The organism is Brevibacterium sediminis, assembly GCF_024895295.1.
GTDB lineage: Bacteria > Actinomycetota > Actinomycetes > Actinomycetales > Brevibacteriaceae > Brevibacterium > Brevibacterium sediminis.
In genome coordinates, this window is record NZ_JAHQRN010000001.1 from 375,154 (window position 1) to 390,305 (window position 15,152).

General features: G+C 64.7%; 16 protein-coding genes. 10 read left to right on the forward strand and 6 right to left on the reverse strand.

Annotated features, from left to right (window positions below; genetic code table 11):
• Positions 1-30 precede the first annotated feature (30 nt).
• Entirely contained in the window at positions 31-1,116 is a 1,086-nt protein-coding gene (locus KTJ89_RS01745; protein ID WP_139907636.1) for a GNAT family N-acetyltransferase, read from the reverse strand.
• 190 nt (positions 1,117-1,306) lie between these two features.
• On the opposite strand from KTJ89_RS01745, the gene fdxA reads away from it, so the two are divergent.
• The 3 genes from fdxA (at position 1,307) to KTJ89_RS01760 (ending at position 4,276) form a co-directional block, all read left to right on the forward strand.
• Positions 1,307-1,633 (forward strand): ferredoxin, encoded by a 327-nt coding sequence (gene fdxA, locus KTJ89_RS01750; RefSeq protein ID WP_025776980.1) that lies wholly within the window; start codon positions 1,307-1,309, stop codon positions 1,631-1,633.
• A gap of 3 nt (positions 1,634-1,636) precedes the next feature.
• A complete protein-coding gene (gene dapC / locus KTJ89_RS01755) occupies positions 1,637-2,758 on the forward strand; it encodes a succinyldiaminopimelate transaminase (RefSeq protein ID WP_259356714.1) in 1,122 nt (373 codons plus the stop codon).
• 234 nt (positions 2,759-2,992) lie between these two features.
• A complete protein-coding gene (locus tag KTJ89_RS01760) occupies positions 2,993-4,276 on the forward strand; it encodes a citrate synthase (protein ID WP_101544913.1) in 1,284 nt (427 codons plus the stop codon).
• Between the two features lie 731 nt (positions 4,277-5,007).
• Here KTJ89_RS01760 and dapD read toward each other — a convergent pair.
• The gene (gene dapD, locus KTJ89_RS01765; RefSeq protein ID WP_259356715.1) at positions 5,008-5,952 is read right to left on the reverse strand and encodes a 2,3,4,5-tetrahydropyridine-2,6-dicarboxylate N-succinyltransferase; all 945 of its coding nucleotides are present in this window, start codon (positions 5,950-5,952) and stop codon (positions 5,008-5,010) included.
• A 41-nt stretch (positions 5,953-5,993) separates the two neighbouring features.
• On the opposite strand from dapD, the gene dapE reads away from it, so the two are divergent.
• The 6 genes from dapE to KTJ89_RS01795 all read left to right on the forward strand — a co-directional run bounded on the left by dapE (position 5,994) and on the right by KTJ89_RS01795 (position 10,840).
• Positions 5,994-7,160 (forward strand): succinyl-diaminopimelate desuccinylase, encoded by a 1,167-nt coding sequence (gene dapE / locus KTJ89_RS01770; RefSeq protein WP_259356716.1) that lies wholly within the window; start codon positions 5,994-5,996, stop codon positions 7,158-7,160.
• Between the two features lie 5 nt (positions 7,161-7,165).
• Complete coding sequence (locus KTJ89_RS01775; protein ID WP_259356717.1) at positions 7,166-8,029, forward strand: LOG family protein; 864 nt, start codon at positions 7,166-7,168, stop codon at positions 8,027-8,029.
• Positions 8,026-8,925 (forward strand): dihydropteroate synthase, encoded by a 900-nt coding sequence (gene folP / locus KTJ89_RS01780; RefSeq protein ID WP_259356718.1) that lies wholly within the window; start codon positions 8,026-8,028, stop codon positions 8,923-8,925. Before KTJ89_RS01775 ends, folP begins: the two co-directional genes overlap by 4 nt.
• 35 nt (positions 8,926-8,960) lie before the next feature.
• The gene (locus KTJ89_RS01785; protein ID WP_139466934.1) at positions 8,961-9,296 is read left to right on the forward strand and encodes a DivIVA domain-containing protein; all 336 of its coding nucleotides are present in this window, start codon (positions 8,961-8,963) and stop codon (positions 9,294-9,296) included.
• Positions 9,293-10,528: a hypothetical protein gene (locus tag KTJ89_RS01790; protein ID WP_139466935.1), complete on the forward strand. Its 1,236-nt coding sequence runs from the start codon at positions 9,293-9,295 to the stop codon at positions 10,526-10,528. The genes KTJ89_RS01785 and KTJ89_RS01790 overlap by 4 nt, the downstream gene beginning before the upstream one ends.
• A 141-nt stretch (positions 10,529-10,669) precedes the next feature.
• On the forward strand, positions 10,670-10,840 hold the full coding sequence (locus KTJ89_RS01795) for a DUF3117 domain-containing protein (RefSeq protein WP_064485784.1): 171 nt from the start codon (positions 10,670-10,672) through the stop codon (positions 10,838-10,840).
• 79 nt (positions 10,841-10,919) lie between these two features.
• Here KTJ89_RS01795 and KTJ89_RS01800 read toward each other — a convergent pair whose 3' ends face one another.
• Entirely contained in the window at positions 10,920-11,555 is a 636-nt protein-coding gene (locus KTJ89_RS01800; RefSeq protein ID WP_139466936.1) for an O-methyltransferase, read from the reverse strand.
• Between the two features lie 36 nt (positions 11,556-11,591).
• Positions 11,592-11,924, reverse strand: coding sequence for an MGMT family protein (locus KTJ89_RS01805; protein ID WP_139907659.1), 333 nt, complete (start codon positions 11,922-11,924; stop codon positions 11,592-11,594).
• A gap of 79 nt (positions 11,925-12,003) precedes the next feature.
• Between KTJ89_RS01805 and KTJ89_RS01810 the strand changes: the two genes are divergently transcribed.
• Positions 12,004-12,459, forward strand: a complete 456-nt coding sequence (locus KTJ89_RS01810; protein WP_172169121.1) for a twin-arginine translocase TatA/TatE family subunit — start codon at positions 12,004-12,006, stop codon at positions 12,457-12,459.
• 85 nt (positions 12,460-12,544) lie between these two features.
• Here KTJ89_RS01810 and KTJ89_RS01815 read toward each other — a convergent pair whose 3' ends face one another.
• A complete protein-coding gene (locus KTJ89_RS01815) occupies positions 12,545-13,966 on the reverse strand; it encodes a polysaccharide deacetylase family protein (RefSeq protein WP_259356719.1) in 1,422 nt (473 codons plus the stop codon).
• A gap of 4 nt (positions 13,967-13,970) precedes the next feature.
• Positions 13,971-15,092, reverse strand: coding sequence for an Mrp/NBP35 family ATP-binding protein (locus tag KTJ89_RS01820; protein ID WP_181270429.1), 1,122 nt, complete (start codon positions 15,090-15,092; stop codon positions 13,971-13,973).
• Between the last annotated feature and the right edge of the window lie 60 nt (positions 15,093-15,152).

The following is a 15,152-nucleotide window of genomic DNA, read 5'->3' on the forward strand; positions in this document are numbered from 1 at the left end:
CTCCCCGCTGGATTCCGGCCGGCTGACCGGTCAGCGTGCTTCGGCGTACCAGGACCGGTGACGCACTGCGGCTCCGAGAGAGGCGAAGAGGCCCAGTGATGCCTCATTGCTCGACTCGACGTCGACGAGGTAGGACCTGACCCCGCGCTGAGCGAGCAGTGCTGCCGCGGCTGCGGCCACCGAACGTCCGGCACCGCGTCTGCGCAGATCGGGACGGGTGATGAGGTTGGTGATGACACCCCATTTGCTGCGCTCGACCACCCTGCAGGCCGCCACCATAGTCCGGGACCCATCGGGATGCTCGGCGTAGGCGGTGACGAACTCACACGGCTGATCGGCTTCGATGAGCGTCTTGAACGCCTCAGCTGAACCCGGTTCCTCACCGGGGTTGCGCTGCGACGTCCATGCGGCGAAATGCTCGGAGGTCGGGGCATCGGAGACGTCGACGATCAGTCCGGCCGCGGCCGCCTCGGCGGGGGAGGATGCACCGCCGGCTGCCTCTGCCGTGGCGCCTGTGAGCAGAAGTGTGGCCTCGGAAGGGGTGTAGCCGCGAGCCGAGAGCAGGGGAGCGAGCCCCTCACATTCGGGTGCCAGCGTCGAGGAATCGTCAGCGGAATAGATCTGGACGCGGCTCGGCCTGCCTCGGGTCCGATACCACTCTTCGACGGCATCGAGTCCCTGTTCCCACCCGAGTCCGGTGTCGGTCACCGGCAGGCAGGAATTGGCGCGCCGGGTCGCTGATTCCGAATGCCGCAGCAGCCAGCCCTTCTGCAGCAGGCTGACCTCGGCGGCCGCCTCGGTGCCTTCGTTGCGCAGATTCTCCACGTGCAGCCAGGACACGTCGTGAGGAAGCCAAGCGGCGGCCGAGATGCGCCGCAGATCCACGGCGGAGACGATCTCATGCGTGCGCCCGGCCTTCGTCGGAGCCGGAGGCACCTCGTGGACGAGGAGGATCTGGGCGCGAGCGATGCGCAGGGGACCGCGCTTCGTATCGATCTCGAGCCCCGCCTCGTCGACGGCTGTGACGACGCCGAGGGCATCCGACGTCGAATGGGTGTCACCGGGTGCGAGCGAATACCGCACGACCACTCGTCTGCCGGGCTGCAGATCGTCCACTTCTGGCCTTCCTCCGCGAAATTGATGCCCTCCCACCCTATGACACGCGCGCCCCGGTCGGGTGCAGGCGTGGTCAGGGATGTCAGATGCAATGCGAATCACTTGAGACCGGTGGTCACGGGAATCGGGCGAAGGCGTATTGTGGGATGTATATGCGCACCATCTGTGAGTCTTTCGAGGAGTCAGCCCAGTGACGTACATCATTGCCCAGCCCTGTGTCGACCTCAAGGACAAGGCCTGCATCGACGAATGCCCCGTCGACTGCATCTACGAGGGCGAACGCAGCCTGTACATCCACCCCGACGAATGCGTCGACTGCGGTGCGTGCGAACCGGTGTGCCCCGTCGAGGCCATCTTCTATGAGGACGATGTGCCCGATGAGTGGGAAGAGTACTACAAGGCCAATGTCGAATTCTTCGACGACCTCGGTTCGCCCGGCGGTGCCGCGAAGCTCGGCAACACCGGCAAGGACCATCCGATCATCTCCGCCCTGCCGCCGCAGAACCACGACGACTGACCGATGACGAACGCCTTCGGACTCAACCTCCCGGACTACCCCTGGGACCGTCTCACGGAATACCGCAACCGGGCCGCCGAGCATCCCGACGGAGTGTGTGACCTCTCCATCGGCACTCCGGTCGACCCCACCCCCGAGGTGATCCGGCGTGCGCTGTCGGACGCAGGGGATGCGCACGGCTACCCGACGACTGCCGGAACCGCACAGCTTCGTGAAGCCATCGCCTGGTGGTACGAGAACTGGCACTCGGTTCAGCTCGATCCCGCCACGGAGATCCTGCCGACTGTGGGCTCGAAGGAGCTCGTAGCCTGGCTGCCGACCCTGTTGGGACTGCGCGAGCGAGGACTGGCCGTCGCCTGTCCCTCCGCTGCCTACCCGACCTACGAGATGGGTGCGACGATCGCTGGTGTCGAATGCCGCCGTCTCGACGCCGCGCAGATCGTCGACGGCGAGTCATTGGACGGTGTCGGTCTGCTGTGGATCAACACGCCGAGCAACCCGACCGGTGAGGTCCTCGACGTCGACACCATCGCCGAGGTGGTTCGCCGTGCTCGTGCCACCGGAGTCGTCGTCGCATCGGACGAATGCTACGGACTGCTCAATTGGGAATCCGATGAGCCGGCGCCGAGCGTACTTGCAGCCGCGGGGGAGTCGAATGCCGGTGTGCTGAGTGTGTACTCGATGTCGAAGCAGTCGAACCTCGCCGGCTACCGCGCGGCGTTCGTCGCCGGTGACGCCGAGCTCATCTCCGATCTCACCCGCTCACGCAAGCACGCGGGAATGATCGTGCCGTTCCCGATTCAGGAAGCCATGGTCGCCGGACTCCGCGACACCGAACACGTGCTGGCGCAGAAAGAGACCTACCGGTCACGGCGCGAGCAGCTGCGAACTGGTCTCGAAGAGTACGGATTCCGCATCGACCATTCGACTGCCGGTCTCTACCTGTGGTCGACCGCGGACAAGAACTGCTGGGAGTCCCTGGCTGACCTTGCCGAACTCGGCATCGTGGCGGGCCCCGGAGAGTTCTACGGAGCGGCGGCTGCCGACCATGTGCGGATTGCGCTGACCGCCACCGACGAACGCATTCGAGACGCGGCCGAGCGTCTTCGGGCCGCCGCGAGATGATTGCGAGGGTGGGGCACGGTGCGAGGAAGTCGACGGTTTCCGAGCGTCCGCTAAGTTCCTGCTAAGACTTCATGCAGGGCGAAAAACTGTTATCTGCCCTGGTCAGACGTATTACCAGCCAGTAAATGAAGCGTGCAGTGATTTTCTGATTCCCGCAGTTGTCGGTAGTCTTTGAAAGAACTGTGCAAAACACCTCAGGAAGTTCTTGGGGTCGGTCAACGGTGAGGAGATCGAATGACTTCGGAGGCGAACCTCAGGATCGCTGATACGGAGCTGACACTGCCCGAGGTGTCAGCAACAGCGGGCAACAACGGATACCGTATCGGTTCTCTGCTCAAAGAGACCGGCGCGGTCACATACGATCCAGGGTTTGCCAACACTGCAACCACCTCGTCGTCCATCACCTACATCGATGGTGACAACGGTGAGCTGCAGTACCGCGGTTACCCGATCGAACAGCTCGCGGAACAGTCGAACTTCGTCGAAGTCTGCTACCTCCTCATCTACGGTGAGCTGCCGACTCAGGAACAGTACGACGCCTTCGACGCTCGCCTGCGCGGACACACCATCGTCCACGAGGACCTGCGGCGCTTCTTCCGTGCGTTCCCGTACGACGCTCATCCGATGCCTATGGTTGCAGCTGCCGTCGCGGCTTTGTCGACGTTCTACCAAGATGACCTCGATGTCTTTGACGAAGACCAGATCGACACCTCGTCGTTCCGTCTGCTCGCGAAGATGCCGACCATCGCGGCACTTGCGCATCGGAAGAACATGGGCCTGCCGGTCATCCACCCGGATAACTCGCTGAGCCTCGTGGAGAACTTCCTGCGAGTGAACTTCGGCGTTCCCGCTGAGGAATACGAACCGGATCCGCTGGCGGTCAAGGCCATGGATCAGCTGTTCATCCTCCACGCCGATCACGAGCAGAACTGCTCGACCTCGACGGTTCGCCTCGTCGGTTCGTCGCAGGCCAACGTGTTCCAGTCGATCTCGGCCGGCGTCAACGCCCTGGCCGGACCGCTGCACGGCGGCGCGAACTCCGCAGTGCTCGAGATGCTCGAGCAGATCGCGGCCTCCGATGACGGACCGAAGAAGTTCATGGAGCGCGTGAAGAACAAGGAAGACGGCGTCCGTCTCATGGGCTTCGGCCACCGCGTGTACAAGAACTACGATCCGCGCGCGAAGATCATCAAGAAGACGGCTGACGAGGTTCTCGCCCGGTCGGGCGGTGACCCGCTGCTCGAACTGGCTCAGCAGCTCGAAGAGATCGCGCTGGCCGACGACTACTTCGTCGAGCGCAAGCTCTACCCGAACGTCGACTTCTACACGGGCCTCATCTACAAGGCTCTCGGCTTCCCGACGAATATGTTCACCGTGCTCTTCTCGGTCGGTCGCCTGCCCGGCTGGATCGCCCAGTGGCGTGAGATGATCAAGGACCCCGAGACGAAGATCGGCCGTCCCCGACAGATCTACACGGGCGAATACAACCGGAACTACAAGGACATCAGCGAACGCTGAGTCCCGGCGGACGCAACGGCGTCGGTGCAGATTCGTCTGCCCGGCGCCGTTGTGCATTCACCTGCCCGGCACAGTCGTAACTGCCCAGGTCCGTTCCGCGCTGCCCTTTCTGCAGGTGCATTTCTCCGGCAGGCCTCCCGCTGCCAACACGTCCTCACCGCGGGCCTTCGTTCGCCATCACGCACCGGTAGTGCCACTATGCGCTGGTGGTGGCATCTCATACACGTACCTGGGCATGCGTCACCGTTGGTGCCACAACCCCCTGCAGGAACGCGTTGATGTGCCAGTACCGGTGGGGTATGCGGGGCTTCCCGGCGAAGAACCGTCGAAGGCACGCTGCTTCTGCAGCTGGCAGCAACTCTCAGCGCTGGTGACTGTTCATACATCTGCTTGAGCATCCATCACCTTTCGTGCCAGAACCTCCTGCAGGAACGGGGCGTCATGGCACGCGCGAGGTGTTTTGCCGCCAGCAGGGTGACTCGCCGCGAAGCATGTGGGACGCCTGGCGTCGGCGAGGAGGTGAATGCGCTGAGGGCGCGCCCACATGATGTGAAGGCGCCCTCGAGTACTCGGCGCAGGCGATTCGGCGTCAGCCTCACCGTCAGCTCAGCGCTAAAACGCCGCAACTCCGCAGCGCCGTAACGCCGCAACTCCGCAGTGCCGCGGCGCGTTGTCGCTGCGAACGGCAGGTCGGTCGATGAGACCCGTTTCGCCGGTCGCCGGAGGCTGACTCAGTGGAGGTCGGGGTTGAGCTCGATGCTCTTGGAGTCGCGAGCGATCGCCTCGACGGTGCCGGTGACCGAATTGCGGCGGAAGAGGATGTTGTTCTTCCCGCTGAGCTCGGCGGCCTTGACCACGGCATCGTCTTCGCCGGGGACCGTCACGCGAGTGCCTGCAGTGATGTAGAGACCGGCTTCGACGATGCAGTCATCGCCGATGGAGATGCCGACACCGGCATTCGCACCCAGCAGGCTGCCCGAGCCGATGGAGATGCGGTGCGTGCCGCCGCCGGAGAGCGTACCCATGATCGAGGCTCCGCCGCCGATGTCGGAACCGTCCCCGACGACGACGCCCTGGGAGATGCGCCCTTCGACCATGGCCGAACCGAGAGTCCCGGCATTGAAGTTCACGAAGCCTTCGTGCATGACGGTGGTGCCGGGAGCCAGGTGAGCGCCGAGGCGGACGCGGTCGGCGTCGGCGATGCGCACACCGGAGGGGATGACGAAGTCCGTCATCCGCGGGAACTTGTCGAGCCCGTACACGGCAACAGGGCCGCGGGCGAGGAGCTTGGCGCGAGTGGCCTCGAAGTCCTCGGGGGAGCAGGCGCCGAAGGAGGTCCACACGACATTGGCGATATGGCCGAAGATTCCGTCGAGGTTGACGTCGTTGGGGGTCACGACGCGGTGGGACAGTGCGTGCAGACGCAGGTAGGCGTCGGCCGCCGAGGCGGGACCGGCGTCGAGATCGATCGTGGTGGTGACGACCTCTGAGCGGGTGCCGCGAGCCTCATCGGTGCCCTCCAGGGCGTCGAGACCGTCGTCGGCGGCGCGAGCGGTGGCGGCCGCCTCGGCGGTGTCGTGGGTATCGCCGGTGCTCAGTACCGGGTACCAGACGGAGAGGACGGTGTCGGAATGGATCGTGGCGAGTCCACGTGCGGAAACGATGCGTTCTGTCATGCCTCAAGCCTAGACGGTGGCGCCGTACTAGGCTAAGAGACATGATTGTCGATCCATCTGCTGAGACTGATGCCATATTCGCGCCCGTCGGCGACCTCGGCGAGTACCTGTTCGCCGCGGTGGGTGACCCGGCCGAACTCACCGGCCGACTGTGCGCCATCGAATCCGTGTCCGGGAACGAAACCGTCCTCGCCGATGCCGTCGTCGCTGTGCTGGAGAGGATCAGCGCGGGTCCGGGACCGGACCTGGAGATCCTCCGCGACGGAGACACCGTCATCGCTCGCACGAACCTGGGGCTGGCCGAGCGCATCGTCGTCGCCGGCCACCTCGACACCGTTCCCGTCGAAGACAACCTTCCGCCCGTACGCACCCACATGTCCGGAGACGACTACCCCGATGATGAGGTCATCTGGGGGCGGGGTGCCTGCGATATGAAGGCCGGAGTGGCGATGCAGCTGTCCACCGCGGCCGCGCTGACCAGTCCGAACCGCGATGTCACTTGGGTCTTCTACGACCATGAGGAGGTCGATGCCTCACTCAACGGACTCGGCCGCGTCTCCCGCAACCATCCCGATTGGCTGGCCGGTGACTTCGCGATCCTCGGCGAACCCTCGAACGCCTCCGTCGAAGGCGGCTGCAACGGAACCATCCGCGTCGACGTCACCACCACCGGAGTCCGGGCCCACTCGGCCCGTGCTTTCATGGGTGTCAACGCCATCCATGCTGCCGCCGAGATCCTCACCCGGCTCGCCGAATTCGAGACGGGCACCGTCACGGTCGATGGGCTCGACTACCGCGAATCCCTGTCCGCCGTGAACATCCGCGGGGGAGTCGCCGGCAACGTCGTGCCCGACGAGTGCGTGGTGTCCGTGAACTACCGCTTCGCTCCGAGCAAGTCGGCCGCCGAGGCGGAATCCTTCCTGCGCGAGCTCTTCACCGGATTCGACGTCGTCGTCACCGATGCCGCCGAGGGGGCCCGCCCCGGACTCGACCGGGCGATCGCCCAGGACTTCATCGACACCCTCGGTCTGTCCCCGGCACCGAAGCTCGGCTGGACGGATGTGTCCAGGTTCAGCGCCCTCGGCGTTCCGGCGGTGAATTTCGGTCCCGGCAACCCTCTGTACGCCCATAAGTCGGACGAGCATGTGAGAGTCACCGAGGTGGAACAGGCCACCGCAACTCTGCGCAGCTACCTTCAGGGCCGGTGAACGAGATGACCAGAGCGACAGAAGACGTCGATGGCGAGCTTTCGAGTGCTCCCGGGCGCCTTTCCGCCGACGATCAGACAGGCGACCGGGGAGACGACCCAACAGGTGACCCGGGCTTCTACAGCAAGGGCCCGCTGAGGCTGAGCGGTGACCAGGTGCCGGCGACGACGACGGACCAGCGCCTCCTCGAATCGAAGTCGGGCACCGACTGGGTGCATGAGGACCCGTGGCGTGTCATGCGCATCCAAGCCGAGTTCGTCGAAGGATTCGGCTCGCTGGCCGAGATCGGACCGGCAGTGTCCATCTTCGGCTCAGCCCGTCTGAAAGCCGGCACCCAGGCCTATGCGGACACCCGCGAGATCGCTCGCCGCATCGCCGAGAACGGTAATGCGATCATCACCGGCGGGGGACCCGGAATCATGGAGGCCGGCAACCTCGGTGCCTGCGAGGGCGGGGGAGTGTCCATCGGGCTGGGCATCGAGCTGCCCTTCGAGACCGGACTCAACCAGCATGTCGAACTCGGCGTGAACTTCCGCTACTTCTTCGTCCGCAAGACCATGTTCCTCAAATACTCGCGCGGATTCGTCGTCATGCCCGGAGGCCTGGGCACTCTGGACGAGCTGTTCGAAGCCTTCACCATGGTCCAGACCGGCAAGATCACCTCATTCCCGATCGTGCTTTTCGGGACCGACTACTGGCGCGGGCTCGTCGACTGGATGCAGAACACCCTGCTGGCCGCAGGGACGATCAGCGAAACAGACCTGAACATGTTCACCCTCACCGATGACATCGACGAAGTCGTCGCCGCGATCGGACCGGGACACGGCCAGGACTCGGCCGGCGCGAATCCTGCGAACGGTCGACCATGAGGGGCGACATCTCATCAGTGCCGGAGGGCGAACGGTTCGATCTGGCCCGGGCTCGGCCCGGAACCCCGGCGATCATGGCCGTGATCAACCGCACCACAGATTCGTTCTACGAATCCGCCGCCACCCTCGACGAGGCGATCACGGCGGTGGAGGCGGCCGCCTCGGCGGGTGCTCAGATCGTCGATATCGGGGGAGTGCGCGCCGGCCGCGGACGGGAGATCTCCGTGGCCGAGGAGATCGACCGCGTGTGCCCGACCATCGAAGCAGTCGCAAGGTCCCACCCGCACGTGCTCATCAGCGTCGACACCTGGCGCCATGAAGTGGCCGAGGCTGCCTGGAGGGCCGGTGCGGGACTGCTCAACGACACCTGGGCCGGGATCGACCCGAAGCTCGCCGAGGTGGCCGCCCGACATGATGTCGGCATCGTCTGCTCCCACACAGGGGGGTTGGATCCGCGCACCGACGCCCACCGCAACCGCTATGGCCTAAAGGCCGGTGACGTCGTCGATTCCACCTTGGCAGGCGTCATCGACCTCGCCGAGGCGGCGCGTGCAGCAGGGGTGCGCGAAGACCGGATCATCATCGATCCCACTCCCGACTTCGGGAAGAACACGTACCACTCGCTTCGTCTGCTGCGTGAACTCGACCGATTCGCCGCGACCGGCTATCCGGTGCTGCTGGCGATCTCACGCAAGGATTTCGTCGGTGAGGCCATCGGTGAGGTCGCCCCGTCGGACCGGCTGTACGGAACGATCGCCGCGACCGCGCTGGCCGTCGAGAAGGGAGCGGCGATGATCCGCACCCACGATGTCAGGGCCACTGCCGACGCCATCGACGTGACCGTGGCGATCACCGGCGAAGCGGCGCCGAGACACACCGTGCGCGGACTGCGCTGAGCCTTCCGTGCAGGCGCCTATGCGAAAATGGGGGCATGCCTCTGTGGATTGTCATCGGTGTCGCAGCTGCGGTCTTCGTCCTCGTATTCGTCGTCGCAGCGACCTTCAACGTCTTCTCCTCCGAAACCGTCGACGAGGCCGAAGAGAGCTGGACCGGGCTGCCGGCGGAGTTCACCGTCAAGGACCTGGAATCGGTGCGGTTCCGGCCCGCCCTGCGCGGCTACCGGATGGAAGACGTCGACGCGGCCATGGCGATGCTGCGGGCACGCCTGAGCGAACTCGAAACCGCAGCCGCCCCCGCCGAGGCGGCATCGCCCACCAGACCGACAACCTCACCTGACGGACCGGAAACGGCTGCCGGACCACGATGAGCCGCCCCGCAGACCTCCCCGGAATCACCCTCGCCCCCGAAGTCTTCGACTCCTCCCGTTTCAGCCGCCTCGGCGCACTGTTCATGGCTCTGCCCGTGTGGCTGCAGGCCGTGGCAGTGTACTTCGCCTCCCGCGTCGTGAGCATGTCGATCTTCGCCGCAGTCCTCAAACGGCAGGACCCGGCGAACTGGTCGTCGTCGCCTGTGACGACGACGCTCAATGACTTCCTCAACTTCTGGGACGGCGGCTGGTACGGGCGCGTCGCCGATGAGGGCTATCCCCGCATCCTGCCCGTCGACGAATCCGGAGCGGTCGCGGAGAACCAGTGGGCGTTTTATCCGCTGCACCCCTCGATCGTGTCCACTCTGGCCGACCTCACGGGGCTGAGCTACGAAGTCATCTCGCCGATCGTGTCCACGATCGCGGCCGGTCTGGCCTCGATCGTCATCCTCCATCTCTTCCGGAAGTACGTCGATGCCGGTCAGGCGCTGATGGGCCTAGCGCTCGTGATGTTCTTCCCACCGGCCGCGATCTTCTCCACCGGCTATGCCGAATCACTGACCCTCCTGCTGCAGGCGTCGGCGCTGTTCCTCGTCGTCGAACGCCGCTATCTCACGGCGATCCCGGTCGTCGTCTTCATGGATCTGTCGCGGCCGATCGGCGTGGCGTTCTCGTTCTTCATGCTCTTCCACCTCATCGACCGCTTCCTCCGCCGCCGCAGCGATCCGTATCCGACCGGCGAGGTGATCCGGTCCTGGGCCCTGGGTGTGCTCTCCTGCGCAGCGGCCCTCATCCACCCGGTCCATGCCTGGTGGGCAACCGGATCGCTGACGGCCTATACCGACACCGAGGCGGCCTGGCACACCGGCGAGACCACGTTCGTCGTCCAGTGGGTGGCTCGGTCGATCAGCCTCATCGGTCCGCTCGGTCCGGTGCTTCTCGTCATCGTCGTCGCCGGAATGCTCGCGTTGATCTTCTCCCCGGCGGGAGCGCATATGGGACGGACACTGCAGCTGTTCTGCCTCGGGTACGGCCTGTATCTGCTCATCTTCTTCAATCCGCAGACCTCCACCCTGCGTCTGCTGCTGCCGTTGTTCCCGCTGGCCCTGACGTTGTCGCTGGTGCGCTCACGAGGCTATCGGGCCGCGATGCTGGTGGCCTATATCCTGCTTCAGATCGTATGGGTCGCCTACCTGTGGCACTTCACTCCGCCGGCCGATCTGCCGCCGTGATCGCCTGCTGATCTGCCCCCGTCACCGTCCGTTGGGCGGGAGAGTTACCGGGAACGCGCGGATCATGGAATAATCGTAGGTACATCATTCGGTCCACCTGGTGTGAACCGTCTTTGAATGACAACGGAAGGAAGAGCCCATATGGCAGCCCAGAAACCCCGCACCGGCGACGGACCTCTGGAAGTGACCGAAGAAGGCCGAAGCATGGTGATGCGGCTTCCAGTCGAAGGCGGAGGCCGTCTGGTGATCGAACTCAGCAGAGATGAAGCCACCGGACTCCACGACACTCTCGCCCAGACGCTGGGGCTCTGAGCCGACGGCCGCAGAACACGGCCGGACGGAGACGCACGAACAGCAGAGACTTACCTGTAAGTCTCTGCTGTTGTTGCATTCACCGGGTCTTCTGCAGCAGCAGCAGCCCTTCTCCGATGGGCAGCAGAACCCGTTCGAGGTGCTCCTGTTCGGCGATGCGGTTGAGCATGCTCCGTGCCGCCTGAGTCCGGGGACTGCGATCGACGGGATCGGCGACGGCGCCCTTGAGCAGAGTCTTGTGGATGACCAGCAGGCCCTGGGCATCGAGCAGGCGGAGAGAGGGTTGGATCATCCTCTCAAGGCTGCCCGGCTCCACGTCGATGAAGACCATGTCATAGGCCGAAGGCGCGAGACGTTTGAGCACCTCTTCGGCTCGACCGCTCATCAGACGCAGTCGCCCCGGCCGGATTCCTGCCATGTCGGCGAGGTCACGAGCTGCGCTCTGGGTCGTCGAATTCGTGTCGATCGACGTCAGTATCCCGGCGGTCGGCATCCCGCGCAGAAGTGACAGCGTCGACGTTCCCACACCGGTGCCGACCTCGACGGCCGCGACCGGTGTGAGCAGTCGGGCCAGCAGCGTCAGCGTCCTCGCCGTGGTCTGCGACACCGGTGCGATCCCGAACTCATGAGAGTGGGTGCGAGCGGCGTCGAGCAGCGGATCGGGACCGTTGTACTGTTCCGAGAAGGTGAGATCACCTGCATTTTCGCGTGCCAACCGGCCCCTCCCTTCTGGTGCTGAGTTCTCCCAAGTCTAACCGCAATCGGGGTCGATTCCTTGGCTGCGCCACAGTCGATCGAGTTCATCGACTTCGAGGAATGCCGCGCGTTCGACCCGCTCATGTGAATGCGGTGTGCCCTCCTCTTCCCAGTGGATGCGGGCGCGGGCGAAGATCTCGGGCGGCAGGATCCCGGCCGCGTTGACGACTCGCCACCAAGTGACGTTCGATCCGAATTCCCTCATCACCCGTCCGACATAGCGGGGTGAGCAATCGGCAACGGCGCCGACTGTCCCGTAGGCGACGACGCGTGCGGCGGGTACGAGTTCGATGATGCGCAGCACCCGTTCGACTGCTATCTCGTCCACTGCACCTCCCGGCAGCGGGATGTCGAACCTGAGCTGACCATGAGTCGATGCTACCGCCGTCCACGGTAGACTTGAGACCATGTTCGGTATCAACGGCACCGAAATGGTGATTCTGGTCGTTGTGGCGTTGGTCGTCATCGGACCCAAACGCCTACCCGAATACGCTCAGAAGCTGCGGGACTTCGTGCGGCAGATGCGTCGCATGGCCGAAGGCGCGAAAGACAGCGTCCGACGCGATTTCGGCGACGACTTCAAGGACGTGGACTGGCAGAAGCTCGATCCGCGCCAGTACGATCCCCGCCGCATCGTACGTGAGGCACTCGTCGAAGAGGATGCAGCCATCCGCGAGTCCAAACGTCAGGAACGGGCCTCTGAAGAATTGTCATCCGCTGAGTCCTCCGGTGCTGCCCTGTCCACTGAGACCGACACCGAGGCGACCCCTACCCGGGAGAAGTCACCCATCGAACGATTCCAAGCTCAGATCGACCAGCGCGACCGTTCCGCTGCGGCACCGTTCGACCCCGAAGCCACCTGAGCCGCCCCCGGAACCCACCTGGGGTTGGGGCCGACGGCGTCTGTTGGGAATGTTGCATTCCCACCTCCGTGCAAGCGTCAGTGGCTCAGTTCTTCATCACCGCGGGATGTTCGGGATTCGAGCACAGCTCATCGCCGTAGCCGCGGCAGAAGTACGACCCGCCCTTCTTCCATTCGATCCCGGAGAAGAGCTCGCGCACGGTCACTGCGTAGAGGCCCTTGTCCGCCACGGCCGAGAACACCTCCGGAGCAGCCTTCGCGGTCGACGGATGGATGGAATGCATGAGCACGATCGATCCGGGGCGAGTCAGTGACTGCACGCGTCGGGCCGTCTTCTTCGCATCTCTGTGCTGCCAGTCTCCGGTATCGACGTCCCAGATGATCGCAGGGCCGCCCAGAGCATGTGCTGCGCGTTTGTCGAGGGCACCATAAGGCGGACGGACGAGAGGTTCGTCCTTCACACCGACCGAGCGCAGCGACCTGTCGGTCCGGTCGAGCTCTCTGCGGATCGTCGCCGAGGAGGTCTTGTCCATCTGCACATGCGAGAACGTGTGATCGTCGACTTCATGGCCGGCGGAGATGATGCGCTCGGCCACTTTGGGGAAGGCAACCGTGTTCTTCCCGAGGAAGAAGTAGGTCAGACGGATGTTCGCCTCATCGGCTGCGTCGAGGATCGTCTGTTCGGTCTTCGCCTCTCCGGGACCGTCGTCATAGGTCAGCGCCACACAGGGCAGCAGCGCGCAGGAGAAGTCGGGGGAGCGCAGATCGAACGGCTGCGGCAGTTCGAGACTGCTGTGCAGCGCCTTCTGGACACGGACGCCGATGGAGGACAGATCGGTGTCGGAGACGGCATCGTCATTGATCGTCAGCGTGCCGGTGTCATCGGCTCCGACGGCGGCCGGGTCGACCGGTGCGGCGAAGAGCCGGCGGGCATTGACTGTGCTGTCGTGGGCGAGATCGGTCAGCAGCAGCCTTGTCTGCGGATGCGGCGACTGAACATCGATTGCGGTCACGACGAATTTCCCGCCGCTTGCCAACACCCGAGTGCTGATGTCCACAGCACGCGGGTCGACTCGAGACGCAGGAGCGTCATCGATGCTGGTCTGGGCTGGTGTGAAAGCCGTCGCCGGCCACCTGTGGACAGGGGCTGTCTGAACGGGGTCGAAGGCAGCGCGGTCGGCGAAGCCTCCGGAACCGTCGATGAGAGACAGCACATGTTCTTCGATCGCCGCATTCAACGAGGCGGCCGTGGGCAGACCGAAGGTGTGGACGTCCAGTCGCGGCGTGCGTTCGTCTGAGACGAGCGCGTAGCTGCGCAGCACTGCGGAGAGAGCGTCCCGGTTCTCGGCGGCGATCGTTCGCTGCGCGGATTCCACCGGCCGTCCGGGGGTGGGGTCATCTCGAAGAGCAGTGACGACAGCTCCGGCCAAGAGGACGAGAGTGGTCAGAGCGCTGAGGCCGACGAAGGCAGAGTAGACGAGGGTATCGCGAGGGGAGAGAGGAGACACCGACTCAGACCGGGCTCAGTCCCAAGGACCTGCCGGACAGGCCGCGACTGCGTCGCCGCAGCGACTCCGCAAGGGTGTCGAAAGCCCTCGCCGCAGGCGAATCTGGACCGCCGAGCACGACCGGGGTACCCGCGTCCGAACCTTCCCGCAGACGAGTGTCCAAGGGGATCTGGGCGAGCAGCGGAACCTCCTGGTCGAGGGCGGCGGCGAGGTTCTCGGCCACGCTGGCACCTCCGCCGGAGCCGAACACCTCCATCCGAGTGCCGTCGGGCATCTCCATCCATGACATGTTCTCGATGACTCCTGCCAACGTCTGCTTCGTCTGTGTGGCGATGGATCCCGCACGTTCGGCGACTTGGGCGGCCGCCGACTGCGGTGTGGTGACGACGAGGAGCTCGGATCCGGGCAGCAGCTGAGCCACGGAGATCGCAATATCACCTGTGCCGGGAGGCAGATCCAGCAGCAGCACGTCGAGGTCGCCCCAGAACACATCGGTGAGAAACTGCTGCAGAGCGCGATGGAGCATGGGACCGCGCCAGACGACGGCCTGGCTCGGCGGGACGAACATGCCGATGCTCATCACCTTCACGTCATGGGCGACCTGGGGCAGGATCATCTCATCGACTCGGGTCGGCTTGCCGGAGAGACCGAGCATACCGGGGATGGAGAAGCCGTAGATATCGGCATCGACGATGCCGACACGCAGGCCCTTGTCCGCCAGGGACACGGCGAGGTTCGCGGTCACCGACGACTTTCCGACTCCGCCTTTTCCGGACGCGATGGCATAGACCTTCGTCAGCGATTCCGGGCGATTGAAGGGGATATCGCGGGTGCCGGAGCCCTGCAGCTTCTCCTTCATCTCCTTGCGCTGTTCGGGGGTCATCGTGCCCAGAACGACAGCCACCTCGGCGACCCCGTCGACACCGGCCACCGCAGCCTTGGTGTCTTTGGTGATCGTGTCCTTCAGCGGGCACCCGGCGATCGTGAGGAGAACTGTGACGGTGACCTTGCCGCCTTCGATCACGATCGACTCGACCATATCGAGTTCGACGATGCTGCGGCGGATCTCAGGGTCGATGACCCCGGTCAGCGCCTCTCTCACGGCGTCCTCAGAGGGACCAGTCATGCCCACGTCCTTTCCTTCCCGGAACAGTGCTCCCGGGCCCTCAACACTACCGCTTCGGCG